The 12,899-nt window shown below is 74.0% G+C and carries 11 protein-coding genes; 9 read left to right on the forward strand and 2 right to left on the reverse strand.

The window, feature by feature from the left end; genetic code table 11:
* Positions 1-40: 40 nt before the first annotated feature.
* Both ACFWFR_RS11565 and ACFWFR_RS11570 read right to left on the reverse strand, forming a co-directional pair.
* A complete protein-coding gene (locus ACFWFR_RS11565; protein ID WP_191802148.1) occupies positions 41-757 on the reverse strand; it encodes a peptidase in 717 nt (238 codons plus the stop codon).
* A 181-nt stretch (positions 758-938) separates the two neighbouring features.
* Complete coding sequence (locus ACFWFR_RS11570; protein WP_377623061.1) at positions 939-2,777, reverse strand: DUF4012 domain-containing protein; 1,839 nt, start codon at positions 2,775-2,777, stop codon at positions 939-941.
* Positions 2,778-2,898: 121 nt separating this feature from the next.
* Between ACFWFR_RS11570 and ACFWFR_RS11575 the strand changes: the two genes are divergently transcribed.
* The 9 genes from ACFWFR_RS11575 to ACFWFR_RS11615 all read left to right on the forward strand — a co-directional run bounded on the left by ACFWFR_RS11575 (position 2,899) and on the right by ACFWFR_RS11615 (position 12,773).
* Positions 2,899-3,495 (forward strand): RNA polymerase sigma factor, encoded by a 597-nt coding sequence (locus ACFWFR_RS11575; RefSeq protein ID WP_377623062.1) that lies wholly within the window; start codon positions 2,899-2,901, stop codon positions 3,493-3,495.
* 56 nt (positions 3,496-3,551) lie between these two features.
* Positions 3,552-5,009 (forward strand): hypothetical protein, encoded by a 1,458-nt coding sequence (locus ACFWFR_RS11580; protein ID WP_377623063.1) that lies wholly within the window; start codon positions 3,552-3,554, stop codon positions 5,007-5,009.
* A gap of 318 nt (positions 5,010-5,327) precedes the next feature.
* Positions 5,328-6,548 (forward strand): inositol-3-phosphate synthase, encoded by a 1,221-nt coding sequence (locus tag ACFWFR_RS11585; protein ID WP_377623064.1) that lies wholly within the window; start codon positions 5,328-5,330, stop codon positions 6,546-6,548.
* The gene (locus ACFWFR_RS11590; protein WP_377623065.1) at positions 6,545-7,534 is read left to right on the forward strand and encodes an SCO3242 family prenyltransferase; all 990 of its coding nucleotides are present in this window, start codon (positions 6,545-6,547) and stop codon (positions 7,532-7,534) included. The genes ACFWFR_RS11585 and ACFWFR_RS11590 overlap by 4 nt, the downstream gene beginning before the upstream one ends.
* Positions 7,531-8,475, forward strand: coding sequence for a sugar phosphate isomerase/epimerase (locus ACFWFR_RS11595; protein WP_191802140.1), 945 nt, complete (start codon positions 7,531-7,533; stop codon positions 8,473-8,475). The genes ACFWFR_RS11590 and ACFWFR_RS11595 overlap by 4 nt, the downstream gene beginning before the upstream one ends.
* Positions 8,472-9,254: an EboA domain-containing protein gene (locus ACFWFR_RS11600; protein ID WP_377623066.1), complete on the forward strand. Its 783-nt coding sequence runs from the start codon at positions 8,472-8,474 to the stop codon at positions 9,252-9,254. The genes ACFWFR_RS11595 and ACFWFR_RS11600 overlap by 4 nt, the downstream gene beginning before the upstream one ends.
* Complete coding sequence (locus tag ACFWFR_RS11605; RefSeq protein WP_377619177.1) at positions 9,254-10,132, forward strand: TatD family hydrolase; 879 nt, start codon at positions 9,254-9,256, stop codon at positions 10,130-10,132. The genes ACFWFR_RS11600 and ACFWFR_RS11605 overlap by 1 nt, the downstream gene beginning before the upstream one ends.
* Positions 10,132-11,370 (forward strand): metabolite traffic protein EboE, encoded by a 1,239-nt coding sequence (gene eboE, locus ACFWFR_RS11610; protein WP_377623067.1) that lies wholly within the window; start codon positions 10,132-10,134, stop codon positions 11,368-11,370. The genes ACFWFR_RS11605 and eboE overlap by 1 nt, the downstream gene beginning before the upstream one ends.
* On the forward strand, positions 11,367-12,773 hold the full coding sequence (locus ACFWFR_RS11615; protein WP_377623068.1) for an alkaline phosphatase family protein: 1,407 nt from the start codon (positions 11,367-11,369) through the stop codon (positions 12,771-12,773). Before eboE ends, ACFWFR_RS11615 begins: the two co-directional genes overlap by 4 nt.
* Positions 12,774-12,899 lie beyond the last annotated feature (126 nt).

Consider the following 12,899-nt stretch of genomic DNA (forward strand, 5'->3'; position numbering starts at 1 on the left):
GGTGATGAACACCGGGGGCCTTCGTGCTCTGCGGGGTTCGTCAGGCGTTGCCCTTGCGACCGCGACGGGCGACGAGCACGAGGCCGCCACCGACGAGCAGGAGGGCCGCGCCGATACCGACGAACTTGCCGACGGTGGCACCGGTCTCCGCAAGGCCGCCCTGGGAGTCCGAGACGTTGGCCACGGTCGTGACCTTCCCGTCGACGGTCGTCCCCGGGGGAGGCGTCGTCTTGCCCGGCGGGTTCGTGTTGCAGTTCGGGCTGGACGGCGGGTAGGCCACGGAGACCGTGGTCTCAGGGTTGACCTGGAACAGGACGTCGACCGTGGGGCGGACCCAGCCGAAGCTGCCTCCCTCGACCCATTCACCGTCCTCGAACACCCAGCCCGGCCAGCCCGTGGGCTCGCCAGCGGCGTTCACGGTGGCCCCGGGCCACAGGACACGCCCGGAGAGGGGCAGCCCGGCCTGGACGACGTTCTCGCCCGACGGGTTGAGCCAGGTGATGGTGACGGTCTCGTTCGGCGTGCCCGTCACGTCGACGTCGTACACGAGATAGGGCACGTCGCCGTCGCACACGGGCTGGAGAACCGTGAGGTCGATCGTCGGGGGCGGCGTCGTCTCGACGTAGTCGCCGGTGGTCGGGGTCGGGGCGGGGGTCTCGCTGGAAGCGTTCGCCGCGGGGCCGACGAGAGCCGTCGCACCCACGAGCCCTGCGACGACGAGTCCTCGCGCCCAGAGTGTGGTCCTTGATGTGCTCATGGCGTCATCACCAGTCTTGTTCGTGGCGGTCGATGAATGGGAGGGTCAAAGCTCTGGTGCGCGTCGGTACCGTCAATGGACCCTGGCTTGTCAGGGTATCGACTATCAGGTGCCAGATGGACGGGTGTCCGGGGTGAAAACCTGTCGGCGGAGAATTGTTGCTCCGCCGTGATCTTCTCCGTCACCCGCAGACCGGCACCTCGATGGTGGCAAGGCCTCCCTGACGGATGGTCGGAGTCGACCAGACGTCGATCTGCCCGGTGCTCGACGAGGTGCTCGTCCCACCTGTCCCGCCGCTCGTGACCGTGAACGTGACGCTCGTGCTCTGTCCCGGGGAGAGCTCGCGCTGGAGCATCGCGACGGCGCGGCCGTGATTCTCCACGACCTTGCTGCCGGTCAACGTCCCGTCGGCGGTCGTGTTCACGATGCGTCCACCGCGCGGTGGGTAGAGGAAGAGGTCGGTCCGGATGTTTCCCGGCGGTGTCCCGGAGATCCCGCCACCGGTCACGTACCAGGGCAGGTCGGTCGCGGCGTCGGCGGGGGCGTTGGACGTGAGGTCCACGCGGAAGGTGTCGGAGCGCCCGGACGCGGTGCACTCGCTCGACACGTGCTGGACGCTCGAGTCGAGGTAGTAGTCCATCTTTCCTGCGGTCGCGTCGTTGAAGAAGACGCCGACGGTGTCCGCGGCCCGCTCGGAGGAGTCGATGTCACCCGAGACGACCGTGTCCGTGAGCAGCTCCTGCTCGTCCTCGTGCGCCGACCACACGAGCATGCGGTGCTCGCTCGATGCTCGTTGAAGAGCGCTGAGCAGGCTCGCCGGATCGGTGCTCCCCGACAGGGCCACCGACAGGACCGACGACGCGACGGCCGCGAAGAACGCGTCGGTCTCCTCGCCGGGATCGAGCTCTTCGTAGGCGTCCGAGAGGAGGGTCGAGACGGCGTTGCCCGCGTCGATGGTGGTCCCTGCGACGTCGACCGGCCCGGTCGCCTCGAGCAGGTAGGACAGCGCGACGGGGTCGAGCGTGAGGACGCCGTCGACCTCCTGCCCCTGCGACGCCGTCCACATGTCGGCGCTCAGACGGGCGGCCGTGGGGAAGTCGGGGGTGAGGACGGTGTCCTGGACGTACGTCGCCAGGTTCGGACCGAACAGGTTCTCCTCGGCGGGGGTCAGGGGCCGGATCCCTCCGGGGAACGGACCCACGGCACTGGTCGAGGCCTGCCCGGTGAGCGTGATCGTCCCGTCGTCGGTGCCGATCGCGGCGAACGCGCCGGGGATGCCGCCGGGCGCGCGGAGCTCGGCACTGTTGAGGGCCATGACGACATAGGTCCGTGGTCCCTCGGCACCGAGCATCGCGGGCAGGAGGGTCGTGGTCCGGTGCGCGGTCGTGACGAGCCCGTCGAGCGTGTCGACCTTGTCCTGGAGGTCGACCACCGGCCCGGCGAGCTCGTCGTGCAGGTCCGCGACGTCGAGCGCGTCGACACGGTCCACGACCGCGGTCATGGTGCCCGCCGCGGACTCGATCTGCGGGGCCGCGGCGGTGAGCGGCGCGAGGTCGACCGTGCCGTCGTGCACCTGGACCCCGCCCTCCGACACCGTGGCCGCGGCGGCTGCGAGCGGCGGGAGCACCTTCTGGGTGATCTCGTCGAGCGCCCAGGCCGCGGTCGAGAAGGCGCGGACGTCGGCGCCGAAGAACGGTGCGCGACCTGCGAGCCACCACAGCGGGCCGTCGGTGCTGGCGCGCGCGTCCGCGGTGAGGGGCTGGACCTCGGCCAGCGCAGCCTCGGCAGCGCCCCCGTCCCCCGAGCGCAGCGCTTCCTCGACCGCCGGGACCTTCTCGATCGCCTCGGTGAGCGAGGAGCGGGCCGCGAGCGCGTCGCGCGCCAGGAGCGCGCCGCACACGAGGAGCGCGACGAGCAGGAGGAACAGGGAGAGGATCACCCACCCTGCCGTGCGCCCCTTGCGCTTCGTCGGACGGGTGGCGGGCTGCGGCGTCGGGACGGCGGCGTCGGGGGCGCTCATGTGCCCAGGGTAGAGGCATGATCGTGGCTGGAAGGGCACTCGGACCGCGTCGTGGTGCAAGGAGTCGCCCGGCCACGACACAGGGAGGGTGATGATGCCGGCGATCCCACCTGGAGCCCCTGTGACGCCCCCGCCCCGCGACGACGCCTGGTTCGAGGCCTTGTTCACCGCGCACACGACAGCGGTGTACCGGTACTTCCGCCGTCGCCTGCCCGCCCAGGTCGGTGGGGCGGGCCCGGACGCCGAGGACCTGACGGCCGAGGTCTTCGCGACCGCGTGGCGGCGCCGCGCGGACGTCCCCGAGGCGGCCGAGCTCCCGTGGCTCTACCGCACGGCGGGCTTCGTCCTCGCGAACCACCGGCGCAAGCTGCGCCCGGTCCTGGTGGCCGACGTCCCGGAGGAGCCCGACGACGTCGACCCGATGTCCCTCGCGCTCGGTGACGACCACGTCCGCCGGGTGCTCGCGGCGCTCTCGTCCCGCGACCGCCGCATCCTGCTCCTCAACGCCTGGGACGGTGTCTCCGGGGACGAGCTCGCCGAGATCCTCGGGGTGAGTCGAGGCGGTGCCGACGCGGCGCTGTCGCGGGCCAGGTCGCGCCTGCGCGAGGCCTGGGCCGCCCAGGCCAGGGCGGGCGACACGGGCGAGGTGCCGGTCGTGCAGGTCCGTGCCCGGACGGCGACGCCGACGCTTCGCCCGGTGCAAGACCCGGAGCGCTGACGACACAGACGAGGTAGAGGATCCGGGCCCCCGGATCGACGAGCTGGAGGCTCCCGATGAGCACCGACGACCGCACCCCTGGACCGGCCCCCGAGCCCAGCGACGAGGCGTACGAGCGCGTGCGCGACGCCGACCCGGCCGCGACGGCGACCCCCGACCTGGGGGCCATCGCGGCCAAGGACGAGACGGTCCGTGCGCACCTGTCCGGCGCGCCGGCCCCGAGCGAGGCCGCACCGCGGACGGTCCTGCCGTCGTCGGGCGGCAGCGCGCTGCCCCCGGAGGTCGAGGCGGCAGACGCCGACCTGCCCGACGAGCTGGCCGTGCACCGCGCGCGGCGTCGTCGCCGCTTCCCGCTCACGGCCGCTGCTGCGGTCGCGGGCGTGCTCGCGTTCGGCGTGGGCGGGTACGCGCTGGGGAGCGCGAGCGGCGGGGGGGCCGGGTCGAGCGCCTCGACCGCGGACGCACCCATCACCCTGCAGGCGCCCGCGACAGAGGAAGGCGCGGCGTCGAGCCTGGCGGCCGACAGCAAGATGAGCAGCCTCGGGTTCGGCGGGTTCGGTGGTCGCACGGTCTTCACCGCGTCGGGGCTGGGGACCGAGGAGGGCTCGGCTCCGGCGTGGGCCCTCGACGCGGCGGGCGTGTTCTCGGCCGAGTCCGCGGCGCGCGTCGCGGCCGCGCTGGGCGTCGCGGGCGAGCCGCGGCAGGAGTACGGGGCGTGGGTCGTCGGGGCGAACGACGGCACGGGCCCCGGGGTCAACCTCCAGCCCGACGGCCAGGCGAGCGTGTCGTTCAACGACCCGACCAAGGACCCCTGGGGTTGCGTGCTCGTGGACCCGGGCGTGGGGTCGGGCTCGCCGAGCACCGAGGAGATGCAGGTCGACCCGCAGGCGGGGTGCGGCCAGGCGGACCTGGGCGAGGCGCCCACGGCCGACGCGGCGATCGCCGCGGCGCGGGACGTCCTGACCTCGCTCGGGGTCGACCCGGCGGGGTACGAGCTCGTCACCGACCGGTTCGAGGAGGAGGGCAGGGCCGTGTCGGTCACCGCGGCGCAGGTCGTCGAGGGCCAGCGCACGGGCCTCGCGTGGAACTTCACGTACTCGGGCGCGGGGCTCTCGTCGCTCTACGGGTCGCTCGCCCCCACGGTGTCGATCGGGGACTACCCGGTCGTCAGCCCGACCGTGGCGGTCGAGCGCCTGGGCGACCCGCGGTTCGCGGGCTCCGGGATGATCGCCTACGCCCGGGACGGGCAGGTCGGCATCATGGAGGACTCGGCGGTGGCTCCCGTCGAGCCGACCGAGCCGACGGTGCCACCGACGGCCGGTGAGGGCGCCGCGATCTCCTGGCCCGTCAGCGACGTGACGATCACCGAGGCCCGCCTGGGCTGGGCCGTGCACTACCAGAACGACGGCGGCGCGGTGCTGGTGCCGTCGTACGAGCTGAGCGACGCCGAGGGCAACGCGTGGTCGGTCGTCGCGGTCGCCGACGACGAGCTGGACTTCGCGTCCGTGGGCTGACGGCCGACGGCGACGTCCCCGCCCGCCCGCCGGTCGAGGCGAAGGGGGTGCCGGGGGTGACGCGACGAGCGTTGCTCCCGGCACCCTTTCTTTTGTTGCCGTTTCCAGGACTCCACGGCAGAACCCTCCGGCTTTTGATTGACCATCGACAAAAGGGGGGTTAGGGTCAGGCCACGGCCTCGGCCCGGACAGCAGGAGCACGCCCCCGCAGCAGCGAGAGTGCGCCCGCCCCGGGCTCGCAGGCCCGTCGAGGGCGACGAGGCCCTCGGCTCGCCACATCGGCCCCGGTCCCCGGGGTCGACGGGACCAGGAGCGACGATGCACCTTTCAGCCCACCAGTCGACGTGGAACCACGGCCGCACCGGCATCTGGTTCGTCGGGGCCCGCGGGTCGGTCGCCACGACCGCGACCCTCGGCCTGGCAGCGATCGCCTCGGGACTCTCCGCCCCCACCGGCTGCGTCACCGCGCAGGCCCCGCTCGACGACGTCGCCCTGCCGGCCTTCGCGGACCTCGTCGTGGGCGGCCACGACATCAGCGACACGCCCCTGGGCAAGAAGGCAGAGCAGCTCGTCGAGGCCGGCATGATCCCCTACCGCCTCCTCGAGGCCGTGCGCCCCCAGCTCGACGCGGTCGACGCGGACATCCGCCCCGGCTACGACGCGGCCCACCGCACGGGCTCCCAGGCCGCCGCGGCCGAGGCGCTCGCGGCCGACATCGTCGACTTCCGCGAGCGCCACGGCCTGGCCCGCGTCGTGGTCGTCGACCTCGCCTCGACCGAGCCGCTGCCTGCGCCGGCCCCCGAGCTCGAGGACCTGGACCTCCTGCGCGCGGCCCTCGAGGACCCCGAGCTCGAGGTCCTGCCCGCGAGCTCGGTCAACGCGTACGCGGCGCTCCTCGCAGGGGCTCCCTACGCGGGCTTCACCCCCTCGGCGAGCATGAACCTCCCGGCGCTCCACGCGCTCGCGGCCGAGCGTGGCGTGCCGTTCGCGGGCCAGGACGGCAAGACCGGGCAGACGTGGCTGCGCTCGGTCCTGGCGCCGGCCATCACGGCCCGCGGTCTGCGGGTCCTGTCCTGGGCGGGCTCGAACCTGCTGGGCGGCGGCGACGGCGCGACGCTCGCGGACCCGCACGCGGTCCAGAGCAAGCTCGTGTCGAAGAACCGCGGCCTGCAGGACCTGACCGGCAGCACGGTCACGCCGCTGCACATCGACAACGTCCCGGACCTCGGCGACATCAAGGTCGCGTGGGACCACATCCACGTCGAGGGCTTCCTGGGCTCGCGGCTGACGCTCCAGACGACGTGGAGCGCGTACGACTCGATGCTCGCGGCTCCCCTCGTCCTGGACCTGGCGCGTCTCCTGGCGCTCGCTGACGCCGCGGGCCTGTCCGGTCCCGTGCCGGAGATGGGTTTCTTCTTCAAGGACCCGTGGGGCTCGGACGTGCACTCGTTCGCCGAGCAGTCCCGCGTGCTGGGTGTGTGGGCGCACCGGACGAGCGCGCAGGCCGACGCCGCACAGGCTGGGGTCGACGAGCCGTGACGCTGCGCGACTACCTCGACCTGGTCCGTGCTCCTGCGGTCCTGTCCGTGGTGGGGGACACCCTGGCGGGAGCGGCTGCGGGTGGACGGCTCGGCCCGGCGCGCACGCCGCGTGCCGGGGACGTGCGGGCGTGGCGGCTCGCGCTGCTGCCCCTGTCCTCGGCCTGCCTGTACGCGGGCGGCATGGCGCTCAACGACTACGCGGACAGGGAGCTCGACGCGGTCGAGCGTCCCGAGCGTCCGCTGCCCTCGGGGCGCGTCTCGCCCACGCAGGCGCTCGGTGTCGCGACGGGCCTCACGGCTGCGGGGCTGACGCTCGCGGCGGCCGGGGGAGGGCGACGATCGTTCGTCCTCGCGGTCCCGTTGGCCGCGAGCGTGTGGACGTACGACCTGGTCGCGAAGAACCACGCGTCCGGTCCGGTCGTCATGGCGGCCTGCCGTGGTCTCGACGTCCTCATGGGCGCGGGCGCAGGGAGGGTGAGGTCTGCCCTTCCTGCGGCCGCTGCGCTCACGGTGCACACCGCGGGCGTGACGGTCCTCTCGCGCGGCGAGGTCCACGGCACGACCCCACCCGTCGCGGCCGCGGTGGCGGCGGGGACGGTCGGGGTCGCGGGAGCCGTGGCGGTCGGCGCGCTGCGCTCGCTGCGCTCCAGCCCGACGGCGGAGCCCGCCCTCGGGCGGTCCGGTGCGGGGCGGCGCGCACGCGCCGTCGTCCCGGTGCTCGCCGCGCTCGCGTCGGCCGGGGTCTACGCGGCCTCGTGCCTGCCGCAGCAGGCGCGGGCGGTCGGTGCGCCCGACGCCGCGAACGCGTTCGCGGCGACCAAGGCCGGCATCCGTTCGATGGTGCCGCTCCAGGCCGCGCTCGCCGCACGCGGCGGGAGCCTGGGCTCGGTCGCGGTCCTCGCGGCGGTCGAGGTCGTGGGTCGCGCGCTGCGTGCCAGGAACCGGCGCAGCACGAGCCCGAACCCGGGACTGAGCGAGTCATGAGCCCGTCGACCAGCCACTCCACCAGCCCCGGCGCACCGCCCTTCACCTTCGGCTACGGCACCAACGGCTTCACCGACCACCCGCTCGACGTCACGCTCGACGTGCTCGCGCACGAGGGCTACGGCGCCGTGGCGCTCACGCTCGGGCACCCGCACCTCGACCCGTTCGCGGACGACGCCGACGCGCAGGTCGCCCGGTTGCGCGAGCGCCTCGACGACCTGGGCATGCGCGTGGTCGTCGAGACCGGCACCCGCTTCCTGCTCGACCCGTTCCGCAAGCACCACCCGACGTTCCTGGACCCCGACGAGGACCTCGCGGACGTCCGCGTCCGCTTCCTGTGCCGCGCGGTCGAGGTCGCGGCGGGCCTGCGCGCCGAGTGCGTGTCGTTCTTCTCGGGAGTCCTGCCCGCGGGCACGACGGCGGAGGCCGGCTGGGAGCGCCTGCTCGCCCGGGTGCCGCGCGTCGTGGCCCACGCCCGCGAGCACGGGGTCCGGGTCGCGCTCGAACCCGAGCCCGGGATGCTCGTCGAGACCGTGGGAGACGCCCTGCGGCTGCGCGAGGACGTCGGGTCGCCCGCCGAGCTGGGGGTCACGGTCGACCTCGGGCACTGCGTGGTCGTCGAGCCCGACGGCGTGCGCGGCGCGCTGCTCGCCGCGGCGCCCCACCTGCTCAACGTGCAGGTCGACGACATGCGGCACACCGCGCACGAGCACCTGCCGTTCGGGGACGGCGAGCTCGACCTGTCGCTCGCCCTCGGCACGCTCGGCGAGATCGGCTACACGGGCGTCGCGGCCGTCGAGCTGCCCCGCCACTCGTACGACGCCCCCGGGCTCGCGCACCGCAGCATGACCGCGATGACCGAGGCCTGGGAGGCGTGGAGCGCGACCGACCCGACCTCTCCGACGACCACCGCATCCGCACCCCAGGAGGCACTCCGATGACCACCCCCGACCTGACCGACGCACCGGGTGTCACGAACCCCGGTCCCGGCCGTCCCGACGCCCTCGCAGGCCTGCTCACCGACGAGCAGACCGCCTGGCTGGCCACGGCCTGCGGCGAGATCGCCGAGGACCCGGGCGCCGCCGTCGGGCACCTGGCACGCGCCGGGCGAGCCGTGGGGCGCACGTCCCTCGACCCCGAGCTGGACCCTGCCGGGGTCCTGCACGGGACGCTCGACGACGCCGCGCGTGCCCGGCTCGTCGTCGCGCTCGCGAGCGTCCTGCCCGCCGACGGCGAGTCCCTCGCGACGCGCCTGACCGAGACCTACCAGCGCGGCGACACGCCCGAGCGGCGCGGCGTGCTGCGCGGGCTCGACGCCCTCACGCTGGCGGGGCAGCCCGGCGAACGGCTGGCACCGGCCGTGGCGTGCGCCGGGACGGCGCTCGCGGCCGACGCCCTGCGCGCCAACGACCAGAGCCTCGTGGCGGCGGCCGTGGGGCCGTTCGCGGCAGCCCACCTCGACGACCACGCGTGGCGCCACGCGGTCCTCAAGCTCGTCTTCATGGGCGTGAGCCTCGACGCGGTCGCCGCGCTCGACGAGCGCGCGGACGACGAGCTCGCGCGCATGGCGCGCGACTTCGCGGCCGAGCGCCGGGCCGCGGGGCGCGTCGTGCCCGACGACGTCGCGCGCATCGCCCCCGAGGCCCCCGGCAGCCCTGGCACGCCCGACGCCCCCGCAGGACCCACGACCTCTCACGCGAACCACAGCAAGGACGCCTGATGCGCATCTTCGACCCCCACATCCACATGACCTCGCGCACGACCGACGACTACGAGGTCATGTACGCCGCAGGCGTGCGCGCCGTCGTCGAGCCCGCGTTCTGGCTCGGGCAGCCCCGCACGACCGTCGGGTCGTTCGTCGACTACTTCGACGCGCTGCTCGGCTGGGAGCGGTTCCGGGCCACGCAGTTCGGGATCCGCCACCACGCGACGATCGCGCTCAACCCCAAGGAGGCGAACGACCCGCGCTGCACCGAGGTGCTCGACGAGATCCCGCGCTACCTCACCAAGGACGGCGTGGTCGCGGTCGGCGAGGTCGGCTACGACTCGATGACCCCCGCCGAGGACGAGGCGTTCACGCGCCAGCTCGCCATGGCGATCGACGCGGCCCTGCCGGTCATGGTCCACACCCCGCACCGCGACAAGCTCGTCGGGACCCACCGCACGCTCGACGTGGTGCGCGAGTCGGGGATCACACCCGGGATGGTCGTGGTCGACCACCTCAACGAGACCAACGTCGCGCTCGTCAAGGACGCCGGCGCGTGGATGGGCTTCTCGGTCTACCCCGACACCAAGATGGACGAGCACCGCATGGTCTCGATCCTGCTCGAGCACGGCACTGAGCGCGTCCTGGTGAACTCGGCCGCGGACTGGGGCCGCTCCGACCCCCTCAAGACGCTCAAGACCGGGCGCGCCATGCTCGCGGCCGGGTTCACCGACGACGAGGTCGACAAGGTCCTGTGGCGCAACCCCGTCGAGTTCTACGGGCAGTCCGGCAACCTGCTGCTCGACCCCGTGCCCGGGTTCGTCGAGGGCGAGGCGCCCGCACCGGGCGCGAGCTTCGAGGGCAGCTCGGTGCTGCGCGGGGCACGGGTCTGATGCTGCTGTCCTACTGCACCAACGTCCACCCCGCCGAGGACCTCGACGGGGTGGTCGAGCAGCTCGCCCGGTACGCCGGTCCCGTGCGCGAGGCCGCAGGGCTCGACGTGCTCGGGGTCGGGCTGTGGCTGCCCGCCTCGCTCGCGCACCGGCTCTCGGCCTCGCCGCGCGCGGCCGACGACATGGCCCGGCTGCGGGCCGCGCTCGACGAGCACGGGCTGCAGGTGCACACGCTCAACGCGTTCCCCTACGGCGGGTTCCACGACGACGTCGTCAAGCTCGCGGTCTACTCGCCCACGTGGGCCGACGCCGAGCGGCTCGCCTACACGCTCGAGTGCGCCGAGGTCCTCGCGGCCCTCCTGCCCGACGGCGTGGACGGGTCGATCTCGACGCTCCCCCTCGCGTGGCGCGAGCCGGGCGGGGAGCCCTGGTCGCCCGCGCAGGACGCGATCGCGACCCGGGCGTTCGAGGACCTCTCGGACGGGCTGCGGGACCTCGCTGCCCGCACGGGCAAGGTCGTGCGCGTCGCGGTCGAGCCCGAGCCCGGCTGCGTGCTCGACACGGTCGAGGACGTCGTGACGTGGCTCGAGGCCCGTGCCGGGGGGATAGACCCCGCGTACGTGGGGGTCTGCCTCGACACGTGCCACCTCGCCGTCTCGTTCGCCGACCCGGCCGCGGCCGTCGCGCGGATCACGGAGGCCGGGCTGCGCGTGGTCAAGGTGCAGGCCTCGGCCGCGCTCCACGTCGCCGAGCCCTCGGCGCCCGAGGCGCGCGCCGCCGTCGGGCAGTTCGTCGAGAAGCGCTACATCCACCAGGTGCGCGAGCTCGCGCCGAGCGGTGACGTGCTGCCCGTCGACGACCTGCCCGACGCGCTGGGCGACGGCGGCGCGCGGCCCGGGCTGCCGGGGGAGGGGCCGTGGCGCGTGCACTTCCACGTGCCGCTGCACCACGAGCCCGCTGCGCCGCTGAGCGCGACGACCGACGTGCTCCGCGCGGCCGTCGAGGCCGTGCGCGCGGCGCCCCACGGCGACGAGGCGCACCTCGACGTCGAGACCTACACGTGGGCCGTGCTGCCGCCCGACTCGCCGGCGTTCGCGTCCGACGAGCCCGGTGAGCCGCTCGTCGCCGGCATCGCCGCCGAGCTGCGCTGGGCCACCGACCACCTCCTCACCCCCGGCGCTGCTCCCGGCCCGGTGGCCCCCGTGAACGTCCCCGCACCCTCAGGAGTCCCCGCATGAAGCCCGTGCTGCTGCTCGACGTCGTCGGGCTCACCGAGAAGGCCCTCGCCCACATGCCCCGCCTGCGCCAGATGGCCGCGGGCGGCTGGCAGACCCAGCTCGCGACCGTGCTGCCCGCGGTCACGTGCAGCGTCCAGGCCACCATGATGACGGGCCTCGCGCCCGCCCAGCACGGGGCCGTGGGCAACGGCTGGTACTTCCGCGAGCTCGGCGAGGTGTTCCTGTGGCGCCAGCACAACAAGCTCGTCGAGGGCGAGAAGATCTGGGAGGCCGCGCGCCGCTCGAACCCCGACCACCGGACCGCCAACGTCTGCTGGTGGTACGCCATGGGCGCCACGACCGACGTGACCGTGACCCCCCGGCCGATCTACCACGCCGACGGGCGCAAGTCGCCCGACGCGTACATCCGTCCGCCCGCGCTGCACGACGAGCTCACGGGGCGGTTCGGCGAGTTCCCCCTGTTCACCTACTGGGGCCCGACCGCCGCGATCGCGTCCTCGGCCTGGATCGTCGACGCGACCCGCCACGTCCTGCGCACGCACTCACCCGAGCTGACCATGGCCTACGTGCCGCACCTCGACTACGACCTGCAGCGGTTCGGCCCCGACTCTCCCGAGGCCGACGCCGCGGCCGCCGAGCTCGACACGGTCCTGGCCCCGCTGCTCGACGACGCGGCCAACAACGGGATCGCGGTCGTCGTCGTCTCCGAGTACGGCATCGCCGAGGCGAACCGGCCCGTGCACCTCAACCGCATCCTGCGCCGCGAGGGCCTGCTCGAGGTCTACGTCCAGGACGGCAAGGAGCAGCTCGACCCGTGGACGTCCAAGGCGTTCGCGGTCGCCGACCACCAGGTCGCGCACGTCTACGTCGACGACCCCTCGCGGCTCGCGCGCGTCGCCGACCTCCTGCGGGGCGTGCCGGGAGTCGACGAGGTCCTCGACCGCGAGGCGCAGGCCCGCTACGGGCTCGACCACGCCCGCTCGGGAGACCTCGTGGTCGTCGCCGAGCCGGGCGCCTGGTTCACCTACTACTTCTGGCTCGACGACGCCCGCGCCCCCGAGTACGCGCGCGGCGTCGACATCCACCGCAAGCCGGGCTACGACCCGGCCGAGCTGTTCTTCGACCCCGCCGACCCGCTGGCCAAGGCCAAGGCCGGGCTCAACCTCGTCAAGAAGAAGGTCGGGCTGCGCTACGCCATGAGCACCGTCCCGCTCGATGCGTCCTACGTGCGCGGCACCCACGGGCGGCTGCCCGACTCGGCGGCCGACACCCCGCTCATCCTGTGCTCGGAGACCGAGATCCCGGCGTCGGTCGCGGCACTCGTCGAGCGCGGGGGACAGGTGCCCGCTGCGGCGATCAAGGGACTCGTGCTCGAGATGCAGAACCTGGGCGTCAAGGTGTAGGGGCCCGTCGCCCCCTGGTGGGCACAGAGCTGTCAGGACGAGCGTGAACATGGGGCCACGCTCGTCCTGAACGGTTCCTCGGTGTCCACCGGACCCGGGGACGCCAGAAGGGCGCGACCCGTGGGT

Source organism: Oerskovia sp. NPDC060287 (assembly GCF_042726775.1).
Taxonomy (GTDB): domain Bacteria; phylum Actinomycetota; class Actinomycetes; order Actinomycetales; family Cellulomonadaceae; genus Oerskovia; species Oerskovia merdavium.

Excerpts from the sequence above, each read along its gene's own strand:
- ACFWFR_RS11565 (WP_191802148.1), bottom strand. The coding sequence starts at position 757 with ATGAGCACATCAAGGACCACACTCTGGGCGCGAGGACTCGTCGTCGCA.
- ACFWFR_RS11570 (WP_377623061.1), bottom strand. The coding sequence starts at position 2,777 with ATGAGCGCCCCCGACGCCGCCGTCCCGACGCCGCAGCCCGCCACCCGT.
- ACFWFR_RS11580 (WP_377623063.1), top strand. The coding sequence starts at position 3,552 with ATGAGCACCGACGACCGCACCCCTGGACCGGCCCCCGAGCCCAGCGAC.
- ACFWFR_RS11585 (WP_377623064.1), top strand. The coding sequence starts at position 5,328 with ATGCACCTTTCAGCCCACCAGTCGACGTGGAACCACGGCCGCACCGGC.
- ACFWFR_RS11595 (WP_191802140.1), top strand. The coding sequence starts at position 7,531 with ATGAGCCCGTCGACCAGCCACTCCACCAGCCCCGGCGCACCGCCCTTC.
- ACFWFR_RS11600 (WP_377623066.1), top strand. The coding sequence starts at position 8,472 with ATGACCACCCCCGACCTGACCGACGCACCGGGTGTCACGAACCCCGGT.
- ACFWFR_RS11605 (WP_377619177.1), top strand. The coding sequence starts at position 9,254 with ATGCGCATCTTCGACCCCCACATCCACATGACCTCGCGCACGACCGAC.
- eboE (WP_377623067.1), top strand. The coding sequence starts at position 10,132 with ATGCTGCTGTCCTACTGCACCAACGTCCACCCCGCCGAGGACCTCGAC.
- ACFWFR_RS11615 (WP_377623068.1), top strand. The coding sequence starts at position 11,367 with ATGAAGCCCGTGCTGCTGCTCGACGTCGTCGGGCTCACCGAGAAGGCC.